Origin of the sequence: Microbispora siamensis, assembly GCF_016863095.1 — a bacterium.
In the GTDB taxonomy this organism is placed as follows: domain Bacteria; phylum Actinomycetota; class Actinomycetes; order Streptosporangiales; family Streptosporangiaceae; genus Microbispora; species Microbispora siamensis.
In genome coordinates this window covers 1-17,959 of record NZ_BOOF01000075.1, presented here as the reverse complement: position 1 = coordinate 17,959, position 17,959 = coordinate 1, and the positions used below count along the sequence as shown (strand labels likewise).

The 17,959-nt window shown below is 70.8% G+C and carries 20 protein-coding genes; 13 read left to right on the top strand and 7 right to left on the bottom strand.

The features are described from left to right. Positions 1-117: 117 nt before the first annotated feature. The 5 genes from Msi02_RS40825 (at position 118) to Msi02_RS40805 (ending at position 6,446) form a co-directional block, all read left to right on the top strand. Positions 118-1,143 carry an ABC transporter substrate-binding protein gene (locus Msi02_RS40825; RefSeq protein ID WP_239109269.1) on the top strand — a complete coding sequence of 342 codons (1,026 nt, stop codon included), beginning with the start codon at positions 118-120 and terminating at the stop codon, positions 1,141-1,143. 90 nt (positions 1,144-1,233) lie between these two features. Continuing rightward, positions 1,234-2,757 (top strand): pyridoxal phosphate-dependent decarboxylase family protein, encoded by a 1,524-nt coding sequence (locus tag Msi02_RS40820; RefSeq protein ID WP_204053085.1) that lies wholly within the window; start codon positions 1,234-1,236, stop codon positions 2,755-2,757. Further along, on the top strand, positions 2,744-4,054 hold the full coding sequence (locus Msi02_RS40815) for a lysine N(6)-hydroxylase/L-ornithine N(5)-oxygenase family protein (protein ID WP_204053084.1): 1,311 nt from the start codon (positions 2,744-2,746) through the stop codon (positions 4,052-4,054). The genes Msi02_RS40820 and Msi02_RS40815 overlap by 14 nt, the downstream gene beginning before the upstream one ends. Further along, positions 4,051-4,623 (top strand): GNAT family N-acetyltransferase, encoded by a 573-nt coding sequence (locus tag Msi02_RS40810; RefSeq protein ID WP_204053083.1) that lies wholly within the window; start codon positions 4,051-4,053, stop codon positions 4,621-4,623. The genes Msi02_RS40815 and Msi02_RS40810 overlap by 4 nt, the downstream gene beginning before the upstream one ends. 32 nt (positions 4,624-4,655) lie before the next feature. Beyond that, positions 4,656-6,446, top strand: a complete 1,791-nt coding sequence (locus Msi02_RS40805; RefSeq protein ID WP_204053095.1) for an IucA/IucC family protein — start codon at positions 4,656-4,658, stop codon at positions 6,444-6,446. Between the two features lie 10 nt (positions 6,447-6,456). Here the strand turns inward: Msi02_RS40805 and Msi02_RS40800 are convergent, their stop codons facing one another. Together Msi02_RS40800 and Msi02_RS40795 are read right to left on the bottom strand one after the other, a co-directional pair. Then, positions 6,457-7,389, bottom strand: coding sequence for an aminoglycoside phosphotransferase family protein (locus tag Msi02_RS40800; RefSeq protein WP_204053082.1), 933 nt, complete (start codon positions 7,387-7,389; stop codon positions 6,457-6,459). 159 nt (positions 7,390-7,548) lie between these two features. Beyond that, positions 7,549-8,565 (bottom strand): LacI family DNA-binding transcriptional regulator, encoded by a 1,017-nt coding sequence (locus tag Msi02_RS40795; RefSeq protein ID WP_204053081.1) that lies wholly within the window; start codon positions 8,563-8,565, stop codon positions 7,549-7,551. Positions 8,566-8,848: 283 nt separating this feature from the next. Between Msi02_RS40795 and Msi02_RS40790 the strand changes: the two genes are divergently transcribed. Genes Msi02_RS40790 through Msi02_RS40780 form a run of 3 tightly spaced genes read left to right on the top strand, consistent with a single transcriptional unit; the run spans position 8,849 to position 11,735 of the window. Then, on the top strand, positions 8,849-9,082 hold the full coding sequence (locus tag Msi02_RS40790) for a hypothetical protein (RefSeq protein WP_204053080.1): 234 nt from the start codon (positions 8,849-8,851) through the stop codon (positions 9,080-9,082). Between the two features lie 2 nt (positions 9,083-9,084). After that, on the top strand, positions 9,085-10,584 hold the full coding sequence (locus Msi02_RS40785; protein ID WP_239109275.1) for a sodium:solute symporter family protein: 1,500 nt from the start codon (positions 9,085-9,087) through the stop codon (positions 10,582-10,584). A 14-nt stretch (positions 10,585-10,598) separates the two neighbouring features. After that, positions 10,599-11,735: a histone deacetylase-like amidohydrolase gene (locus Msi02_RS40780; protein ID WP_204053078.1), complete on the top strand. Its 1,137-nt coding sequence runs from the start codon at positions 10,599-10,601 to the stop codon at positions 11,733-11,735. Here Msi02_RS40780 and Msi02_RS40775 read toward each other — a convergent pair. Further along, complete coding sequence (locus tag Msi02_RS40775) at positions 11,716-12,000, bottom strand: DUF1540 domain-containing protein (RefSeq protein WP_204053077.1); 285 nt, start codon at positions 11,998-12,000, stop codon at positions 11,716-11,718. The two genes, Msi02_RS40780 and Msi02_RS40775, sit on opposite strands and share 20 nt — an antisense overlap. Before the next feature lie 214 nt (positions 12,001-12,214). Between Msi02_RS40775 and crcB (Msi02_RS40770) the strand changes: the two genes are divergently transcribed. Genes crcB (Msi02_RS40770) through crcB (Msi02_RS40760) form a run of 3 tightly spaced genes read left to right on the top strand, consistent with a single transcriptional unit; the run spans position 12,215 to position 13,463 of the window. Continuing rightward, positions 12,215-12,745 (top strand): fluoride efflux transporter CrcB, encoded by a 531-nt coding sequence (crcB, locus tag Msi02_RS40770; RefSeq protein ID WP_239109268.1) that lies wholly within the window; start codon positions 12,215-12,217, stop codon positions 12,743-12,745. Beyond that, positions 12,742-13,095, top strand: coding sequence for a DUF190 domain-containing protein (locus Msi02_RS40765; protein WP_204053075.1), 354 nt, complete (start codon positions 12,742-12,744; stop codon positions 13,093-13,095). Before crcB (Msi02_RS40770) ends, Msi02_RS40765 begins: the two co-directional genes overlap by 4 nt. Further along, entirely contained in the window at positions 13,092-13,463 is a 372-nt protein-coding gene (gene crcB / locus Msi02_RS40760; protein WP_204053074.1) for a fluoride efflux transporter CrcB, read from the top strand. Before Msi02_RS40765 ends, crcB (Msi02_RS40760) begins: the two co-directional genes overlap by 4 nt. Before the next feature lie 40 nt (positions 13,464-13,503). On the opposite strand, the gene Msi02_RS40755 is transcribed toward crcB (Msi02_RS40760), so the two are convergent. Together Msi02_RS40755 and Msi02_RS40750 are read right to left on the bottom strand one after the other, a co-directional pair. Beyond that, the gene (locus tag Msi02_RS40755) at positions 13,504-14,925 is read right to left on the bottom strand and encodes an alkaline phosphatase PhoX (protein ID WP_239109266.1); all 1,422 of its coding nucleotides are present in this window, start codon (positions 14,923-14,925) and stop codon (positions 13,504-13,506) included. Positions 14,926-15,049: 124 nt separating this feature from the next. Next, positions 15,050-15,883: an alpha/beta fold hydrolase gene (locus Msi02_RS40750; RefSeq protein WP_139575377.1), complete on the bottom strand. Its 834-nt coding sequence runs from the start codon at positions 15,881-15,883 to the stop codon at positions 15,050-15,052. Positions 15,884-16,121: 238 nt separating this feature from the next. On the opposite strand from Msi02_RS40750, the gene Msi02_RS40745 reads away from it, so the two are divergent. After that, complete coding sequence (locus Msi02_RS40745) at positions 16,122-16,490, top strand: DUF4260 family protein (RefSeq protein WP_204053072.1); 369 nt, start codon at positions 16,122-16,124, stop codon at positions 16,488-16,490. A gap of 9 nt (positions 16,491-16,499) precedes the next feature. Here Msi02_RS40745 and Msi02_RS40740 read toward each other — a convergent pair whose 3' ends face one another. Both Msi02_RS40740 and Msi02_RS40735 read right to left on the bottom strand, forming a co-directional pair. Continuing rightward, positions 16,500-16,973 (bottom strand): MarR family winged helix-turn-helix transcriptional regulator, encoded by a 474-nt coding sequence (locus tag Msi02_RS40740; protein WP_204053071.1) that lies wholly within the window; start codon positions 16,971-16,973, stop codon positions 16,500-16,502. 110 nt (positions 16,974-17,083) lie between these two features. Further along, complete coding sequence (locus Msi02_RS40735) at positions 17,084-17,374, bottom strand: hypothetical protein (protein WP_204053070.1); 291 nt, start codon at positions 17,372-17,374, stop codon at positions 17,084-17,086. A gap of 170 nt (positions 17,375-17,544) precedes the next feature. Here Msi02_RS40735 and Msi02_RS40730 point away from each other — a divergent pair, with 170 nt between their 5' ends. Continuing rightward, positions 17,545-17,865 (top strand): hypothetical protein, encoded by a 321-nt coding sequence (locus tag Msi02_RS40730; protein WP_143737771.1) that lies wholly within the window; start codon positions 17,545-17,547, stop codon positions 17,863-17,865. The last annotated feature ends 94 nt before the right edge of the window (positions 17,866-17,959 follow it).

Sequence of the window (17,959 nt, the reverse complement as noted above, 5' to 3'; positions counted from 1 at the left end):
ACTGCTCCGGTGGGGGCAGGGGACGATTTTCACCGCCCCTCTGGACAAGAACTTAGGTAAGGGTAACCTAACTAGCGATCAACCCCAAGGCCCCGGCCCGCGAGAGAAAGACGAACCGTGCGAAACCTGAACTCCCCCATGTCCCGTCGCGGCCTTTTCGCGGCGGGCGGAGCCGCCGTACTCACCCTGGCGCTGGCCGCCTGCGGGTCGAGCGATCCGGCGCCCTCCACCGCAGGTCAGAGCGCGAAGTCGTGGTCCTTCACCGACGACAGGAAGGAGACGATCACGCTCGGGGCCGTCCCGTCGCGGGTCGTGGCGTTCACCGGGACGGCGGCGGTGCTCGCCGACTACGGACTGCAGCAGAAGGTCGCCGGCGTCTTCGGCGAGACGAAGCGCGCCGACGGCTCCCCCGACCCCCAGGCCGGCGACCTGGACGTGAACAAGGTCACGATCCTCGGCAACGTCTGGGGCGAGTTCAACATCGAGAAGTACGCGGCGCTGCGTCCCGAGCTTCTCGTCACGCACATGTACGACCCCGGGGCCCTGTGGTACGTCCCGGACGAGAGCAAGGACAAGATCGTCAAGCTCGCCCCCACGGTGGCGATCAGCACGGCCCGCGTCCCGATGACCGAGCCGATCGAGCGTTACGCCGCCCTCGCCGAGTCGCTGGGCGCGGACCTCAAGGCCCCGAAGGTCGCCGAGGCCAAGGCCAGGTTCGAGGCCGCCGCCGAGAGCGTGCGCAAGGCGGTCGCGGAGAACCCCGGGATCAAGGTGCTGGCCGCCTCCGGCAGCCCCGACGTGCTGTACGTGTCCAATCCGGAGGTCAACACCGACCTCATGTACTTCGCCCAGCTCGGAGTCGACGTCGTCAAGCCGGAAAAGCCCGGCGAGGGCGGCTACTACGAGAACCTGAGCTGGGAGAACGCCGACAAGTACGACGCCGACGTGATCCTGCTCGACAACCGCAGCACCGCGCTGCAGCCCAAGGACCTGGCGTCCAAGCCGTCCTGGGCCAAGCTGCCCGCCGTCAAGGCCGACCAGGTCGTCGCCTGGGACCCCGTGCCGCGCTTCTCGTACGCCGGAGCCGCGCCGATCCTGGAGAACCTGGCGACGGCGATCCGGAACGCCAAGAAGCTCGGCTGACCACGCTTCTTCAGAGAAATCACCCGGGGACACGTGTCGACTCCCACGAGTTAGGTTCGCCTAACCTAACTCCTTACGGTAAGGATGACAATGACCTATCCCCATGCCGGGGCCGCGCGGCCGTACCTGTTCAACGACCGCACAGTGGAGGGGTACCGGCGGGCGATGGCCGCGGGGACCGAGCGGGTGGCGGACCGGATCCGGCGCGCCGACCGGCCGTTCAGCGGCGTGTCCCCGGAACGGCTCGCGCCGGAGATCGCCGCGATCGACCTCGAACGGCCGCTGCACGACCACGCCGCCGCCCTCGACGAGCTCGAACGGGTCTACCTGCGCGACGCCGTCTACTTCCACCACCCCCGCTACCTGGCGCACCTCAACTGCCCGGTGGTGATCCCCGCGCTGCTGGGGGAGGCGGTGCTGTCGGCGGTGAACTCCTCGCTCGACACGTGGGACCAGAGCGCGGGCGGCACGCTCATCGAGCGCCGCCTGATCGAGTGGACGGCCGGCCGGATCGGCTTCGGCCCCGCCGCCGACGGTGTCTTCACCAGCGGCGGCACCCAGTCGAACCTCCACGCCCTGCTGCTCGCCCGCGAGGAGGCTCATGCGATCGCCGGCGCCGTCCCGTCGCGGCTGCGCGTGATCACGTCGGAGGCCGGGCACTTCAGCGTGCGCAAGGCGGCGAACCTGCTCGGTCTCGGGCCGGACGCCGTCGTCACCGTGGAGACCGACGCCGACCGGCGGATGCGGCCGGCCGCGCTCGCCCGCGAACTCGACCGCTGCCGCCGCGCCGGACTGGTGGTCATGGCAGTGGTGGCCACCGCTGGCACCACCGACTTCGGCTCGATCGACCCCCTGCCGGAGATCGCAGATCTGTGTAAAAAATCGACCGGGGTGGGCGAAGCCGCTGGAGTGTGGCTGCACGTGGACGCGGCGTACGGCTGCGGGCTGCTGGTCTCCCGCAGGCGGCGGCACCTGCTCGACGGCATCGAGCGGGCCGACTCGGTCACCGTCGACTTCCACAAGTCCTTCTTTCAGCCGGTCAGTTCGAGCGCCGTGCTGGTGCGCGACGGCGCGGTGCTGCGGCACGCGGCCCACCACGCCGACTACCTCAACCCCCGGCGGATGGCCGAGCGCGGGATCCCCAACCAGGTGGACAAGAGCCTGCAGACCACCCGCCGCTTCGACGCGCTCAAGCTCTGGCTGACGCTGCGGGTGATGGGCCCGGACGCGGTCGGCGAGCTGTTCGACGAGGTCGTGGACCGCGCGGCGCAGGCGTACGCCCTGGTCGCCGCCGACCCCCGCTTCGAGGTCGTCGCGAAGTCGCCGCTGAGCACGCTGGTCTTCCGCTACCTGCCGCCGGAAGGTCCGGGCCGCAAGCTCGCCGACGACGCGAACCTGTACGCCCGCGAGGCCCTGGCCGCCTCCGGCGACGCCGTCGTCGCCGGGACCACGGTCGACGGCCGCCACTACCTGAAGTTCACCCTGCTCAACCCGGAGACCACGCTGGACGACGTCGCACACGTCCTCGACCTCCTCGCCGGACACGCCCAGCGGTACGTGGACGACCTCGCCCCGCTCGCCGACCACCCGGAGGTAACGCATGTCCACTCATGACTTCGTCGCGATCGGGCTGGGGCCGTTCAACCTGGGCCTGGCCTGCCTCGCCGAGCCCATCGCCGAGCTCGACGGCGTGTTCCTGGAGGCGAGGCCCGGCTTCGCCTGGCACCCGGGCATGATGCTCGACTCCGTGACGCTGCAGACGCCGTTCATCGCCGACCTCGTCACGCTGGCCGACCCCACCTCGCCCTACTCCTTCCTCAACTACCTGAAGGAGACCGGCAGGCTGTATCCCTTCTACATCCGCGAGAGCTTCTACCAGCTCCGCGCCGAATACGACGCGTACTGCCGGTGGGCCGCCGCGCGGCTGCGGAGCGTCCGCTTCGGTCACCGGGTGACCTCGGTGACGTACGACGAGGCCGACGGCCACTACGTCGTACGCGCGGTCACCGACGGCGGCGAGGAGACCGAGCACCGTGAGACCGAGCACCGGGCCCCGCACCTCGTGCTCGGCACCGGCACCCCGCCGTACGTGCCGGAGGCCTGCCGGGGCCTCGGCGGCGACCTCGTCCACAACGCCGGCTACCTCGACGCCAAGGCCGCGCTGCAGGCGAAGGAGAGCATCACGATCGTCGGCAGCGGGCAGAGCGCCGCCGAGATCTACCGCGACCTGCTGGCCGACATCGACACCCGCGGCTACCGGCTGAACTGGGTGACCAGGTCCCCGCGGTTCTTCCCCCTGGAATACACCAAGCTGACCCTGGAGATGACCTCCCCCGAGTACGTCGACTACTTCCATGCGCTTCCCGAGGACACCCGATATCGCCTCGAAGCCGAGCAGAAGGGCCTCTACAAGGGCATCGACGCGGCGCTGATCAACGAGATCTTCGACCTGCTGTACGCCAAGACCGTCGGCGGCCCGATCCCCACCCGGCTGCTGACCTGCACCGAGCTGCGCGAGGCGGCCTACGACGCCGGCCGGGGCGAGTACACGCTCGGGCTGCGCCACGTGGAGCAGGAGCGCGACTTCACGCTCGTCACCCAGGGGCTCGTGCTGGCCACGGGCTACCGCTACGAGCCCCCCGCCTTCCTCGACCCCGTACGCGACCGGATCCGGTGGGACCGGCACGGCCGGTTGGACGTGGCCAGGAACTACAGCGTCGACGTCACCGGCCGGGGGATCTTCGTGCAGAACGGCGCCACCCACGCCCACAGCGTCACCTCCCCCGACCTCGGCATGGGCCCCTACCGCAACTCGTGGATCATCAGCCAGATCCTGGGCCGGGAGCACTACCCCATCGAGAAGGCCATCGCCTTCCAGGAGTTCGGCGCGCCCGAGGGCGTGGTGGCATGAGTGACATCGTGTTCCGCCGCACCGACGACCGGGTCGGCGAGCTCGCCGTACGCCGGCTCGACCCGGAGGCCGACGCGCCGGTCGTGCACGCCTGGGTCACCCACCCCAAGGCGGTGTTCTGGATGATGCAGGACGCCGACGTCGCCCGCGTGGAGAAGGAATACCGCGAGATCGTCGAACACCCGCACCGCGACGCGTTCCTCGGGCTGGTGAACGGCCGCCCGGCCTTCCTGGCCGAGAGCTACGACCCCGCCCGGGTCGAGCTGGCGGGGCGCTACGACGCCGAGGAGGGCGACGTCGGCATGCACTTCCTGTGCGCGCCCGCGCAGACCCCGATCCACGGCTTCACCCTGGCCGTGATCACCACGGTCATGGAGCTGCTGTTCGCCGATCCCGCGACCCGGCGGGTGGTGGTCGAGCCCGACGTGCGCAACACGGCGGTGCACGCGCTCAACGCGGCCGTCGGCTTCGAGGTCCTCGGCACGGTCGCCAAGCCGGAGAAGGAGGCCCTGCTGAGCGTCTGCACCCGGGAGAGGTTCCTGACCGCGACCCGGAAGGCGATGCCGTGAACCCGATCGATGCCGTGAACCCGGTCGAGGCGATGAACCCGGTCGAGGTGGTCTCCCACCTCACGCCGGAGCTGTGGGAGCGGGCCAACCGGCGGCTGGTGCGCAAGGCGCTCGCCGAGTTCGCCCACGAGCGGCTGCTCACCCCGCGGCCGCTCGGCGACGGCCGTTTCGCCGTGCGCGGCGACTGCGGGCGGGGCGAGGTGGAGTATCGCTTCACCGCGACCGTGATGTCCCTCGACCACTGGCACATCGGCGAGGTCACCCGCCACCGGCTCTCCGGCGAGACCCTGCCGCTGGACGCGCTGGAGTTCGTCACCGAGATGCGCGGCCCGCTCGGGCTGAGCGACGAGGTCCTCCCGGTCTACCTGGAGGAGATCACCTCCACGCTGGCGAGCCTCGCGTACAAGCTGAGCCGCCCGCCGGTCGGCGCGGCCGAGCTGGCGAAGGCCGGTTTCCAGGAGATCGAGGCCGCCATGACCGAGGGCCATCCGTGCTTCGTGGCCAACAGCGGCCGGATCGGTTACGGGATCGACGACCACCACCGGTACGCCCCCGAGGCCGCCGCGCCCGTACGGCTGATCTGGCTGGCCGCCCACCGCGACCACACCACGTTCACCTGCTCGCGCGACATCGACTACGAACGGCTGATGCGCGGCGAACTCGGCGAGGAGGTCCTGGCCCGCTTCGCGGCCACGCTGGCCGGCCTGGGGCTCGACATGGCCGACTACCTGCTCGTGCCGGTGCACCCCTGGCAGTGGTGGAACCGGATCTCGGTGACGTTCGCCGCCGAGGTCGCCGAACGGCGGCTGGTCTGCCTGGGTCCCGGCGACGACGAGCACCTCGCCCAGCAGTCGGTGCGCACGTTCTTCAACGCGAGCGCGCCGTCGAAGCACTACGTCAAGACGGCGCTGTCGGTGCTGAACATGGGCTTCATGCGGGGCCTGTCGGCGGCGTACATGGAGGGCACCCCCGCGATCAACGACTGGCTCGCCGACCTGATCAGGGATGACGAGGTCCTCCGCGCGACCCGCCTGACGATCATCCGCGAGCGGGCGGCCGTCGGCTACCGCAACCGCCTGTACGAGGCGGCCACCGACCGCTACTCGCCCTACCGGAAGATGCTGGCGGCGCTGTGGCGGGAGAGCCCGGTCGCCGGTCTGGAGCCGGGCCGCCGCCTGGCGACCATGGCCTCCCTGCTGCATGTCGATGACGACGGGCGGTCGTTCGCGGCGGCGCTGATCGAGCAGTCGGGTCTCGCCCCCGAGGTGTGGCTGCGGCGCTACCTCGACGCGTACCTCGTCCCGCTGCTGCACGCCTTCTACGCGTACGACCTGGCGTTCATGCCGCACGGCGAGAACGTCATCCTGGTCCTCGACGGCGGCGCGGTGGAACGGGTGATCTTCAAGGACATCGCCGAGGAGATCGTGGTGATGGACCCGGACGCGGACCTGCCGCCCGAGGTCGCCAGGATCCGCGCCGAGGTGCCCGAGGAACACCGGCTGCTGTCGATCTTCACCGACGTCTTCGACTGCTTCCTGCGTTTCCTCAACGCGGTGCTCGCCACGGACGGCGTGCTGGACGAGGAGGCCTTCTGGCGGACCGTCGCCGAGTGCGCGACGGCCTACCAGCGGTCGGTCCCGCACCTCGCGGACCGGTTCCTGCGCTACGACCTGTTCGCCGAGACGCATCCCCTGTCGTGCCTCAACCGCCTGCAACTGCGCGACAACCGGCAGATGGTGGATCTGACCGACCCGTCGGCCGCGCTGCAGATGGCCGGCGAGCTGGTCAACCCCATCGCCCCCTTCGCCCCCGTGGATCCATAGGTCCGCGCGGTCAGCCCGCCCGATGGCGCAGCAGGGCGGTGGCGATGGCGACCTGGGCCGGCTGCAGCGCGGTCTCGCCGTCCTCGACGTCCCACAACGCGTTCTGCAGCACGCGGCCCAGCGTCCAGCCGGTCGCCCGTTGCCGGTCCAGGCCCAGGGCTTCGGTGAGCAGGTCGAAGCGGCGGAGTACGGCGCGGGTGACGTCACCGGCCGCCACCACCTCCTCCCACCGGTTGTCCAGTGCCGGCAGCAGGTCGAAGCCTGGGTCGCCGGCGAGTGGTTTGGGGTCGATGGCCAGCCAGGGTTCTCGCTGTCCGGCGAGGATGTTGTCGTAGTGCAGGTCCCAGTGCAGCAGGCGGTCGCCGGGTTCGCCGATCAGTTCGGCCACGGCGGACGCGCAGGTCCGCACCAGTCGCCGATCGGCCGGGTCCGCCAGCGAGGGCACGGCGCGTGGCACCTGGTCGAGCATGGCGGCGGCGATGTCGGCCAGGCGGCGCAGGCCCTCCGGCGCGGGCACAGCGACCAGGCGCTCCAGCAGCCCGGCCAGGATCCGCAGGGCGGCGGTGTCGTCGGCCACCGACGACAGCGGCCGGGTCGCGTCCAGGCGCTCCAGGAGCATGGTGCCGGTGTCCGGGTCGTGGTCGAGCAGGCGGACCACCCCGTCGCCGTCCCAGACGCGCAGCCCGACCGGTTCCGTGGCGTGCTCCTCGCTGACCGGCTGGAGCTTGAGCGCGGCGGGCGTGCCGTCCGCGCGGGTCACCGGCAGCACGAGCGATGCCATGCCGTGCCGCCCCGGACCGTCCAACCGCAGCGTCCACCGGTCCAGGAAATCGGCGGCCAGCCTGGGCAGCGCCGCGATCCAGGCACGGCCGGACGCACCGCCGTACTTGCTGTGTGAGGCGGCCAGCGCCTCGGGGACGTCGATGCGAATCGACGGGGGCATGGTGAACGTCTCCTTCGTGAGTTCCGGATTCGATCGCGTGACACGAAGGAGATGGCGGCGCCCGGCTTCCGGGCAGGACTCAACGCATAGCCGAAGCCTACCCAAGCGCGATCACGTGGCCCGCGCTGTCGAGCGGGCCGCGAGGGGGCGGCGGCTCCGTCACGGACGAGCGGGTTCCGCGGGCTCGGAGCCGGTCGAGGCGCGAACGCGGAGCTCGGCCGGGTGCACGCGCGTGATGGGCTCGTCGCCGGCCCCGTCCGCCGACAGGATCTCCGCGAGCAGTTCGGCGGCGCTCGCGCCGTAGACGCGCGGGCGCAGGTCGACGGCGGTGATCGGCGGATCGCACATCTCCAGGCTCTGGCTCGCCACGCACGACGCGAGCAGCAACTCCTCACCGACCCGCCGTCCCAGCGACCGCAGCGTGCCGAGCGCGCGCAGGGCGCTGCCGTCCGGGGCGCAGACGAGGGCGTCGAGGTCGGGACGGGAGGCCATCAGGTCGCGTACGACCGCGTCGAGCGTCTCGGGCGAGGCGTCCACCGCGACCCCTCTGGTGGCGGGTTCCACGCGGTGCGCCGAGCACCACCTCTCGTAGGTCTCCTGCAGCGTCAGCGACCAGTCGGTGAGGAAGTCCCCGTCCGGCACGATCAGCCCGGGCATCGTGGAGCCGCGGGAGCCGAGGTGTTCGAGGAGCAGGTTGGTCGTCTCCACGTGGTCGGCGCTCAGGACGCCGCGCGGCATGGGACCGGAACCCCGGTGGTGACCCACGGTGACCACCGGAACGCCCCCGCCGAGCAGGTCCGCGACGACCGGATCGTCCAGGATCGGGTCCAGGATGATCAGACCGTCCACCCGCAGCCGCGGCGCCTTGATCCCGCTGGAGTCGGGTCCGAGCAGGGTGAGGTCGAGCCCGGCCGCCCGGGCACGCTCGGCGACCCCGAAGGCGAACTCCATGTAGAAACCCGTCCCCATCACCTGGCGCGGCAGGTAGAGGCCGACCGCGCCGACGCGGCTGTTGCGCAGGTGGCGGGCGGCCGTGTTGGGGTGATAGCCGAGCCGCGCGGCGACCTCCTCGATCCGGGCCCGGGTCCGCGCCGAGACCCGGCCCGCGCCGGACAGCGCGTCGGAGGCGGTGGTCTTGGAGACCCCGGCGTGCCGGGCCACGTCGACGATCGTCACCGAACGGCCAGGCCCCGCGACGGGCGCGGACGACGCCCCCGACGCCCCTTCGGACGGCGACGCCCCTTCGGACGGAGGCGGCGCGGCGCCCCGCTCGCTGGCACGTTGCTCGCCGGGACCCTGCTCGCCGGTCCGCGGTTTCGGGCGCCCCTCGACATTTTTCACGACGTTAACTCCGAGGTCTTGCCGGAACGTTCCGACTGCATTTACTTTAGCGACGCCGGAACGTTCCGGCATCTTCAACGTGGTCCACCTCATCGCACTACGGCACCAAGGACCCGCCATGAGCCAAGCCCCCCACACCCGTCCCCGGCCGCGCGGCCTGTTCGCGGCCCTGCTCATCCTCGACGTCGTACTGACGCTCTGCCCGCCCGTGTACTGGTTCGTCGGGAACCGCGCGAACCCCGCGCTCTCCCTCCTCTACTTCGTCGGCGGCGGAGCCGTCGTGCTCGCCGGCATCCTGGTCATGTACGCGCTGGACCGCCCGCGCGCGACCACCCCCGGAGGCCGGTCGTGAACATGCTGGTCGGATACGGCGCGATCGCCCTGCTGCTCCTGCTGATCGTGGTCGTCCTCGAACGCTCCAAGCGGGCGAACCACGACTTCAGCGACTACGCGGTCGCCGGACGCTCCTTCGGCTCCTGGTATCAGACCATGTCGTTCCTGAACACATGGCTGCCCGGATCGATCTTCATCTCCTTCACCGGCCTGGCCGCCGGCTCGGGGGTGCTCGGCTTCTACTACCTGCCCTATTCGCTGCTCGCCGTGGTGCTGATGTTCTTCATGGCCCAGCGCGTACACGACTGGGGGCGCCGCTTCGACCTGCGCACCCAGGCGGACTTCCTCGGCCTGCGCTTCGGCTCCCGCCACGTGCGGACCGTCGCCGCCGTCATCGGCATCGTGGCGTCGTTCCCCTGGCTGGTCCTGGGGCTGCAGTCCCTCGGCCTGGTGTTCTCGTACCTGTCCTTCGGGCGGGTGCCGGCGAACGCCGCCATCCTGATCGGCATCGGCTTCCTCGCGCTGCGCCAGATCTGGACGGTCCGCATGGGAATGCGCGGCGTCGTGGTCAGCGACATGGTCCAGGGCCTGGTGGCGTACGTGCTGGGGTTGTGCGTCATCCTCGGGCTGCTGGTGTGGTTGCTCACGAACGGGCACACCCTGGACAGGCTCCCCGGCACATTCTTCTCGCTGCCCGGACCCGGCAGCGAGACCGGTCCGCTCTACCTGATGTCGATCGTGCTGACCGGCGCGCTCGGCGGCTGGTGCTGGCCGGACATCTTCGTACGGCTGTTCACGGCGCGCAGCGCGGCGGTCATCAAGCGGTCGGCGGTGCAGATCGCGCCCTACGTCCTCGTCTTCGCCACCGCGCTGAGCCTGCTGGGCATGCTGGCCTCGACGGTCCCCGGCGTCTCGGCCGCGCCCGACCACGTCTGGTTCATCACGGCGGGCGTCGGCGGCACGGTGCTCGTGGCCCTGGCCGGGGTCATCGTCCTGGCCGCCACCATGGGCAACGTCGACGCCAACATGCAGGCCTGCGGCGCGCTGATCACCAACGACGTGCTGCCCCGCCGTACGGACGGCCGCCCCGACGACGGGCGGGAGACCGCCGCGGCCAAGACCGCCGTGATCGTGTTGACCGTGCTCGCCGCGGCCGCCGCCGCCGCGACCTCGAACAGCCAGGGCCTGGCCAGCCTCGCGATCATCTCCTACCAGGGCATCTGCCAGCTCGCACCGGCGCTCTTCCTCGGCATCTTCTGGAGGCGAGGCACCGCGACCGGGGCGATCGCGGCCATGCTGACCGGCTTCGCCGTCGCCGCGGTGCTCCAGGCGGTGTACGAAACCTCGATTCCCTGGCTCGGCGGACTGACCTCCGGCGTGGCCGGTCTGATCGTCAACACCGCCGTCTACGTCGGCATCGCGTTCCTCGGGCCGCGCTCGCAGGACGAGGAGGCCCGGATCGCCGCCCTCTTCGACGACGTCGCCGGCGTGACCCGGGCCGAAACCCTACCCACTCAGTGAGGAGCCTGGAATCCATGACCACCGGATACGTCTGGCACGAGCGCTACGCCTGGCACGACACGGGCACACACGCCGGGTTGCTGCCCGCGGGCGGGGCCGTCCAGCCATTCCGGAACTTCGAGAGCCCGGAGTCCAAGACCCGATTCGCCGGGCTCGTCGAGGTCTCCGGGCTGCTCGACCACCTGCTGCGCGTCCCGGCGCGGCCCGCGACGGAAGAGGACCTGCTGCGCGTGCACAGCCCCGCGCACGTGGCACGCATCCGGGCCCTCAGCGAAGCGGGCGGCGGCGACGCGGGTGACGGGCAGTCCCCCTTCGGACCGGGCTCGTACGAGATCGCCCGGCTGGCGGCGGGCGGGACGATCGCGGCGACCGAGGCGGTGCTGACGGGGGCGGCGGACAACGCGTACGCGCTGGTCCGGCCCCCGGGACACCACGCGGAGCGCGACCGGGGGATGGGCTACTGCCTGTTCGCCAACATCGCGGTCGCCGTGGAGTGGGCGCGCGCCAACCACGGGGTGCGCCGGGTCGCGGTCGTCGACTACGACGTGCACCACGGCAACGGGACGCAGTCGGCGTTCTACGAGGACCCCGACGTGCTGACCGTCTCCATCCACCAGGAGCACCTGTTCCCGCAGCACAGCGGCACGTTCGCGGAGACCGGCGCAGGAGCGGGCGCGGGGACGGCGCTCAACGTCCCCCTTCCGGCCGGATGCGGCAACGGCGCCTACATCGAGGCGTTCCGCCGCGTGGTGGTGCCCGCCGTACGGGCGTTCGCGCCCGAACTCGTCATGGTGGCGAGCGGGTTCGACGCCTCCGCGGCGGACCCGCTGGGGCGGATGACCGTGACGGCCGCCGGATACCGCGCGCTGACCCGGCAGTTGATGGACGTCGCCGAGGAGGTCTGCGAGGGCCGCCTCGTCATGTCCCACGAGGGCGGCTACTCCCCTGTGTACGTCCCGTTCTGCGGCCTGGCCGTGTTGGAGACCCTGTCGGGGCACGAGACCGGCGTCGGAGACCCCTTCGACGAGGTGTGGGCCTCCTCCCCGCAGCACCCGCTCACCTCGTGGCAGGACGACGTGCTGAAGGAGGCCGAACAACTCGCCCGCAGCCTCGGCCTGCTCGCGGGCGAGCCTACGCCGGGGCGTACGTGAGGCAGTCGGCCTCGTCCTGGGAGTAGCCGATGTCGATGCCGGGCGCCTGGCACTCCAGCGCCACGTTGTGCCGGCAGTCGGACATCTTGCAGGCGCCCACCCGGCCCACGGTGTCCTGGTCGCCTCCCTGCGTGGGCGCGGTGAAGAACGTGTCGCAGTGCGCGTGTGACGCGTCCCCGACCGTGATGGCGGTGGCGTGGCACATGCGGTCGCGGTTGTACGCGCACGAGGTGGCCTCGCAATGGTTGACTACCGGCATCTCCATGAGCGGCTGTTCCCCCCTGACGACCGTGGCTTTCGTCCTGGCTCATACCGCCTTCGACCAGGTCGGCAATCTCCGCCGCGGTCCCAGACTCCGCCAAGGCACGCCAGGGGTTTCCGCAGCCGCGGCCGGTGGCCGTTCCGGTGCGGCACCTAAACTGGGATGCACTCGTGCGGACCTGCGCACAGGCCGGGCGGCGAGGATGAGGAGGAACGGCGTGAGCCGGCGCGTACGCGGCGATCGGGAAGAGGCGGATCTGCCGGTCGACCCCGACGTGGACCTCCGCCACGAACGGGACGTGTTCCGCCGGCCGGAGGCTCCGGCCCGCCGCCGGACCTGGGACGTTCTCGCGGTGATCGCCCTCGGCGGCGGAGCCGGCGCCGTGGCCAGATATCTGCTCGGTCAGGCCTTCCCCGCGTCGCCCACCGGATTCCCCTGGGGGACGTTCCTCGCCAACGTCACCGGCTGCTTCGCGCTCGGGGTCCTGATGGTCTTCGTCCTGGACGTATGGCCGCCGCGCCGCTACGTCCGTCCGTTCCTCGGGGTCGGCTTCCTCGGCGGATTCACGACGTTCTCCACCTTCACGACGGAGATCGTGGACCGGTCGTGGCACGGCGCGTGGCCGACGGCCGGTGCGTACGCCGCGGGCAGCCTGGTCGCCGGACTGGTCGCGGTCTGGTGCGGCATCGTCCTCGCCCGCGCCCTGGCGGGCCTCCCCGTACGGCGGCGCGGGAGGAGAGGCGAATGAGACTGCACGGCCCCGCGCAGAGACTGACGATCTTGATAGGCGAGAGCGACCAGTACCGACACCGGCCGCTGTACACCGAGATCGTCCATCGGGCGCGCGTGATGGGCCTGGCCGGGGCGAGCGTGTTCCGGGGCATCGAGGGCTTCGGCGCCTCCTCGCGCATCCACACCAGCCGCCTGCTGTCGCTCAGCGAGGACCTGCCCATCGCCGTCGTCATCGTGGACGTTCCGGAGAGGATCAGTGCGTTCGTGGCGGAACTGGACGAACTGGTGACCGAGGGCCTGGTGATCGTCGATCCCGTGGAGGTCTACCGCTACGTGGGGCGTGAGCCGGGGCGGGCGGAGTCGTGACCCTGCTGCTCATCTTCCTCGGCGGCATCGTCGGCGCTCCCGCCCGTTATCTGGCCGACCGCCTGGTGCAGCGCCTGCACGACAGCGTGTTCCCCTGGGGCACGCTGGCGGTCAACGTGTCCGGGTCGCTCGTGCTCGGGCTGCTGCTCGGCGCCCGGGACGACCTCGGGCTGCCCGCCGTGGTGGTCACCCTGCTCGGCACCGGCTTCTGCGGCGCGTTCACGACGTTCAGCACGTTCGGCTTCGAAACCGTACGGCTGCTGGAGGAGGGCTCGGTCCTGGAGGCCGGGCTCAACGCGCTCGGCAGCCTGGTCCTCGGCCTCCTCGCCGCCGCCGCCGGATTCGCCCTGGCCGCCCTACTCGCCTGAAACCGCCCCACCGGTGCCGGTGGGGCGGTCGTGTCACGGGTCAGTGGTGCCCGTGGCCGTTGTGCTTCTGCGTCCAGGGACCGGTGATCGCGAAGACGTAGCCGGGGGTCTGGATGTTGGCGAACAGGATGCGGCCGTCGTCGCTGAACGTCGGCCCGGTGAACTCGCTGTCGTTGAGCTCGTTGCGGGCCATCGGGTAGGGCGTGCCCTTGTCGGTCACGCCGACCAGGTGCGACAGGCCCTCGCCGTCCTCGGCGAGGATGACGCCGCCGTACGGCGAGACGGTGATGTTGTCCGGCCCGTCGTAGTTGGTGTCCTGCTCCGGGTCGGGGTTGACGCCGAAGATCGTCTTGAGCGTGACGGTCTCCGACTCGGGGTCGTAGAACCAGACCTGGCCGTCGTGCTCGTTGACGCTGCCGTCGTCGTGCCGGGCGTAGCTGGCGACGAAGTACGCGCCGCCGTCGCCCCACCAGGCGCCCTCCAGCTTGCGGCTGCGGGTGATCTGGTCGTCGGTGAACTGCTTGCGCACCGAGGTCGTCCTGGCGTCCCGGTCCGGCACGTCGACCCACTCGACCTTGTAGCGGGTGCCCGGCTGGGTCGCCTCGGACAGGTCGGCGATGTGCCTGCTGCCCTTGCGGCACCGCATGGCCTGCAGCTTCCCCGCGGTGTCGCCGCCGGGGCCGAGGGCGAGCGCGCGCAGCGCGCCCTTGCGGCCGCGGAAGCCGTGGGGCGGGGTCCAGCGGAAGTAGAGGCCGTTCGGGCCGCTCGCGTCCTCGGTCAGGTAGATCTCCGAGTTGCGCGGGTTGACCGCGACGGCCTCGTGGGAGTAGCGGCCGAGGAACTTCAGCGGCACCGGGTTCTTGTTGGCCTCGCGGTCGAACGGGTCGACCTCGAAGACGTATCCGTGGTCCTTCAGGAAGGCCCCGCCGGCCCGCTGCTCGGTCTCCTCGCAGGTCAGCCAGGTGTCCCACGGCGTGATGCCGCCCGCGCAGTTGTTGTGCGTGCCGGCCACGCTGACGTACTCGCGGACACGGTTGCCGTCCCTGTCGACCTCGATGGTCGTCGTGCCGCCCTTCGCGCCCGGGTCGTAGGTCAGGCCGGGCAGAGCGGGCACGCCGTAGGGCTCGCCGCCGCCGATCTCGTGGTTGTTCACCAGCACCCAGCCGTCACGGCCGCGGAAGCAGCCGGTGCCGTCGGCGTCGCTGGGGGTCGGCTCGCCCGACTCCAGCAGCGTCTTGCCGGCCTGAGCGACGATCTTGTACGAGAAGCCCTTGGGCAGGGCGAGCAGACCGGCGGGGTCGGCGACGACCGGGCCGTACCCGATCGTCTTGCCGACCCCGGCCTGGGCGGCCTGGGCGGCGGCGGGGCCGGCGATGGCCTCGATGCTGCCCGCGATGGCGATGCCGAGGCCGCCGGCGGCGGCCGAGCGCATGAGGTCGCGGCGGGAGAGGGAGGAACTCACAGACGTACCTTTCGGTGCATACGGCAGGGCATGTGATCCCATTTCCTCGTCCTGAACCCCTCCTTCCGTGAAACGGACGTGAGGGTGAACACCCGACAACGATCTCAGGACGGGATATCCCGCGTCACTTCGCCAGGAAGGCGAGAAGCGCGTCGGTGACCTCCTGGGCGTGGGTCCACAGCAGGCCGTGCGGGGCGCCCTCGATCTCGACGTACTCGGCCTGGGGGAGCGCCCGGTGGAACGGGCGGCCGGTGGACTCGATGGGCAGGATGCGGTCGGCGGTGCCGTGCACGATGAGCGTGGGGACGTCGATCTTGGGGATGTCGGCCCGGAAGTCCGTCGTCCAGGTGGGGACGGCGGCGGACGAGGCGTACCACGAGGCGCCCGCGGCGGTGTTCCAGTTGGCTCGGACGACCTCCTCGCTCAGGCGGGTGCCGAGGTTCTCGTCGGTGTTGTAGAAGGCGTTGTAGAAGTCGGTGAAGTAGGCGTAGCGGTCCTTGGTGACGGCCTCGAGGATGCCCTCGAACACGCTGCCGTCCACGCCCTCCGGGTTGTCCTCCGTCTTGAGCAGGAACGGCTCGAGGGAGGCGAGGAAGGCGGCCTTGGCCACCCGCGCCGAGCCGTACGTGCCGAGGTAGCGGCCGACCTCGCCGGTGCCCATGGAGAAGCCGACGAGGATCACGTCGCGCAGGTCGAGGGTCTCCAGCAGGGTGTTCAGGTCGGCGGCGAAGGTGTCGTAGTCATAGCCGACGGTCGGCTGGCTCGACTGGCCGAAGCCGCGGCGGTCGTAGGTGATGACGCGGTAGCCGGCGCCGAGCAGGGCGGGGATCTGCTTCTCCCACGAGTGGCCGTCCAGGGGGTAGCCGTGGATGAGCACGATGGGCTGCCCGCTGCCGTGGTCCTCGTAGTACAGGTTGATGTCGGTGCTGTTCTCCTGGCCGACGGTGATGTACGCCATGACGCGCTCCTTCTGATCTCCAGTGCGTGACCCGGCCTCGCAACCGGTTTCCTCCTGCGCACTAGACACTAGAGCACAATTAAGTTGTGCGCAATGTAATCGCTCTCGCCGTACCCCGCCTGGGACTCATGCCGGTACGGTCGCGGTTGAGTAGATCGTCAAGGGGTGCAGGTGAACCGGGCTACGGTTCGCTCGCGGACTCCCGGGCTCGACGGGGTGGCACCTGCCCGATTCGGCGATGGGGTCGGTGCGGAAAGGCGGTGGCCGGGTGCGGCGGATCGGCTGGGGCGTGATCGCGCTCTTCCTGGCCGCGTTCGCGGTCTTCGAGAGCGTCAAGTACGGCGTGCCGACCACCGTCGCCACGCTCGTGTTCTTCGCACTGGCCGACCTGGCGCGGCTCGCCGGGGTTCGTCCGCCTGGCGTGCTCTACCAGGCCGTCCACCGCGTGTGGATCCCGCTCGTGGTGCTGGTCGCCTACAGCTTCGGCCCGATCGTGTGGCCGCCGCTGTTCCCCGCCGCCCTTGGCTGGCTCACCCGTATCGCCCTTGACCGAGCGCTCGGGCGCGGATTCTCGCGCAGCACGGCGGGGGCGCTGGCTGGACGGTGAGCGCGGTCCTCAGTTCCGCCGGTTCGTGTAGGCCGTGACGTTGGCGGTCAGGCGGCGCAGCGTGGTGAGCGTGCGGGTGAACTCCTCGGGGTCGAGCGCCATCGCGTCGCCGACCGCGACGAAGATGTCGTCGCTGCGTTCCCGCAGCCCGGCGCCCTTCTCGGTCAGCGTGATCTGCACCGTGCGCTCGTCGTCGGCGCGGCGCTCCCGGCGCAGCAGGCCGTTGGCCTCCAGACGCTTGAGCAGTGGCGTCATAGTGCCGTAGTCGAGGTGCAGCGCGGCGCCGAGTTCCTTGACCGTGACGCCCTCCGCGGGGCCGTCCCACAAGACCAGCAGGACCAGGAACTGCGGGTAGGTGAGACCCATCTCGTCGAGCAGGGGCCGATAGAGGCCGGTGACGGCGCGGGAGGCGGCGTAGAGCGCGAAGCACATCTTGTCGTCGAGTATGCGGGGAGGCCGCTGCTCGCTCGTGGTGCTGGTCATCCTTCCACTCTAGAAGCCCGGCCCGCCATCCGCACGTGAACGGTCCAATCGTGCACGAGGTTTTTCGGGTGGCGTGACCCGGCGCCGGCCGGGTCACGCCCGCCGCCCCGTCAGCGGCAATGGCGCAGCACCACGGGCCTGCCGCAGCTCACGGTCCCCGCGCCCGTGCCGACGCCGGCGTTCGCGTTCAGGCCGAGGTCGACGTTCAGGCCGAGGGTGACGCCGAGGTCGAGGCCCAGGTCGAGGCCCGCGTCGACCTTCGCGCCGAGATCCAGGGCGGCGGTCGAGGGCTTGGCGGCCTTCGGCGTGTCACACCCGCAGCCCGCGTACGCGGGCGCGGTGGCGAGCAGGCCCGCACAGGTCAGGGCGGCCAGGGACAGAAGGCGGAAAGGGCGGTGCATGAAGATTCCTCATCTCGGATGTAACTAATCGTGTTCGATCGTTACTCTTCGTATCCGTGTCCAGGTTGTGACAAACTCAGGCCGCTCCCGGCGAAGCACCAAAACCCCGGTGAGAACCGACGGCGCAGCGGCCATTGCCCGCCGTGAAGTCCGGACGTACCGTCGATCACGTGGCTGTCATCCACAGGGAACGTGTGGCGTGGGAGAGCGCCAGGGTGTTCGTCGCGGCGGCGACGGACGACACTTACTGGTGGCTCGGTGAGACGCTCGGACGCCGTCTCGGGCAGACATACGAACTGGCCCTGACCCGCACCCGCATCCGCCTGCGGCGAGGCGAGGCCCAGCCTGTGCGGGGCCCTCGCGAGGACGCGCTGTCCGCCGAGGTGGGCGCCTGGCGTGCGCGAATCGAGGACCTCCTGACGGAGCATCCGGAACTCGCGGAGGTCCTGCGACAGGTGACCGAGGAGACCGGCCGCCGTCTGCGCCGCTGACGCCCGCCGGCCGGGCGCTCACATGACTGCGGCCGGGTCGTCCACAGGCTGTGGACGACCCGGCCGCGGAACCCGTCAGCGGAAGCGGCGGAGC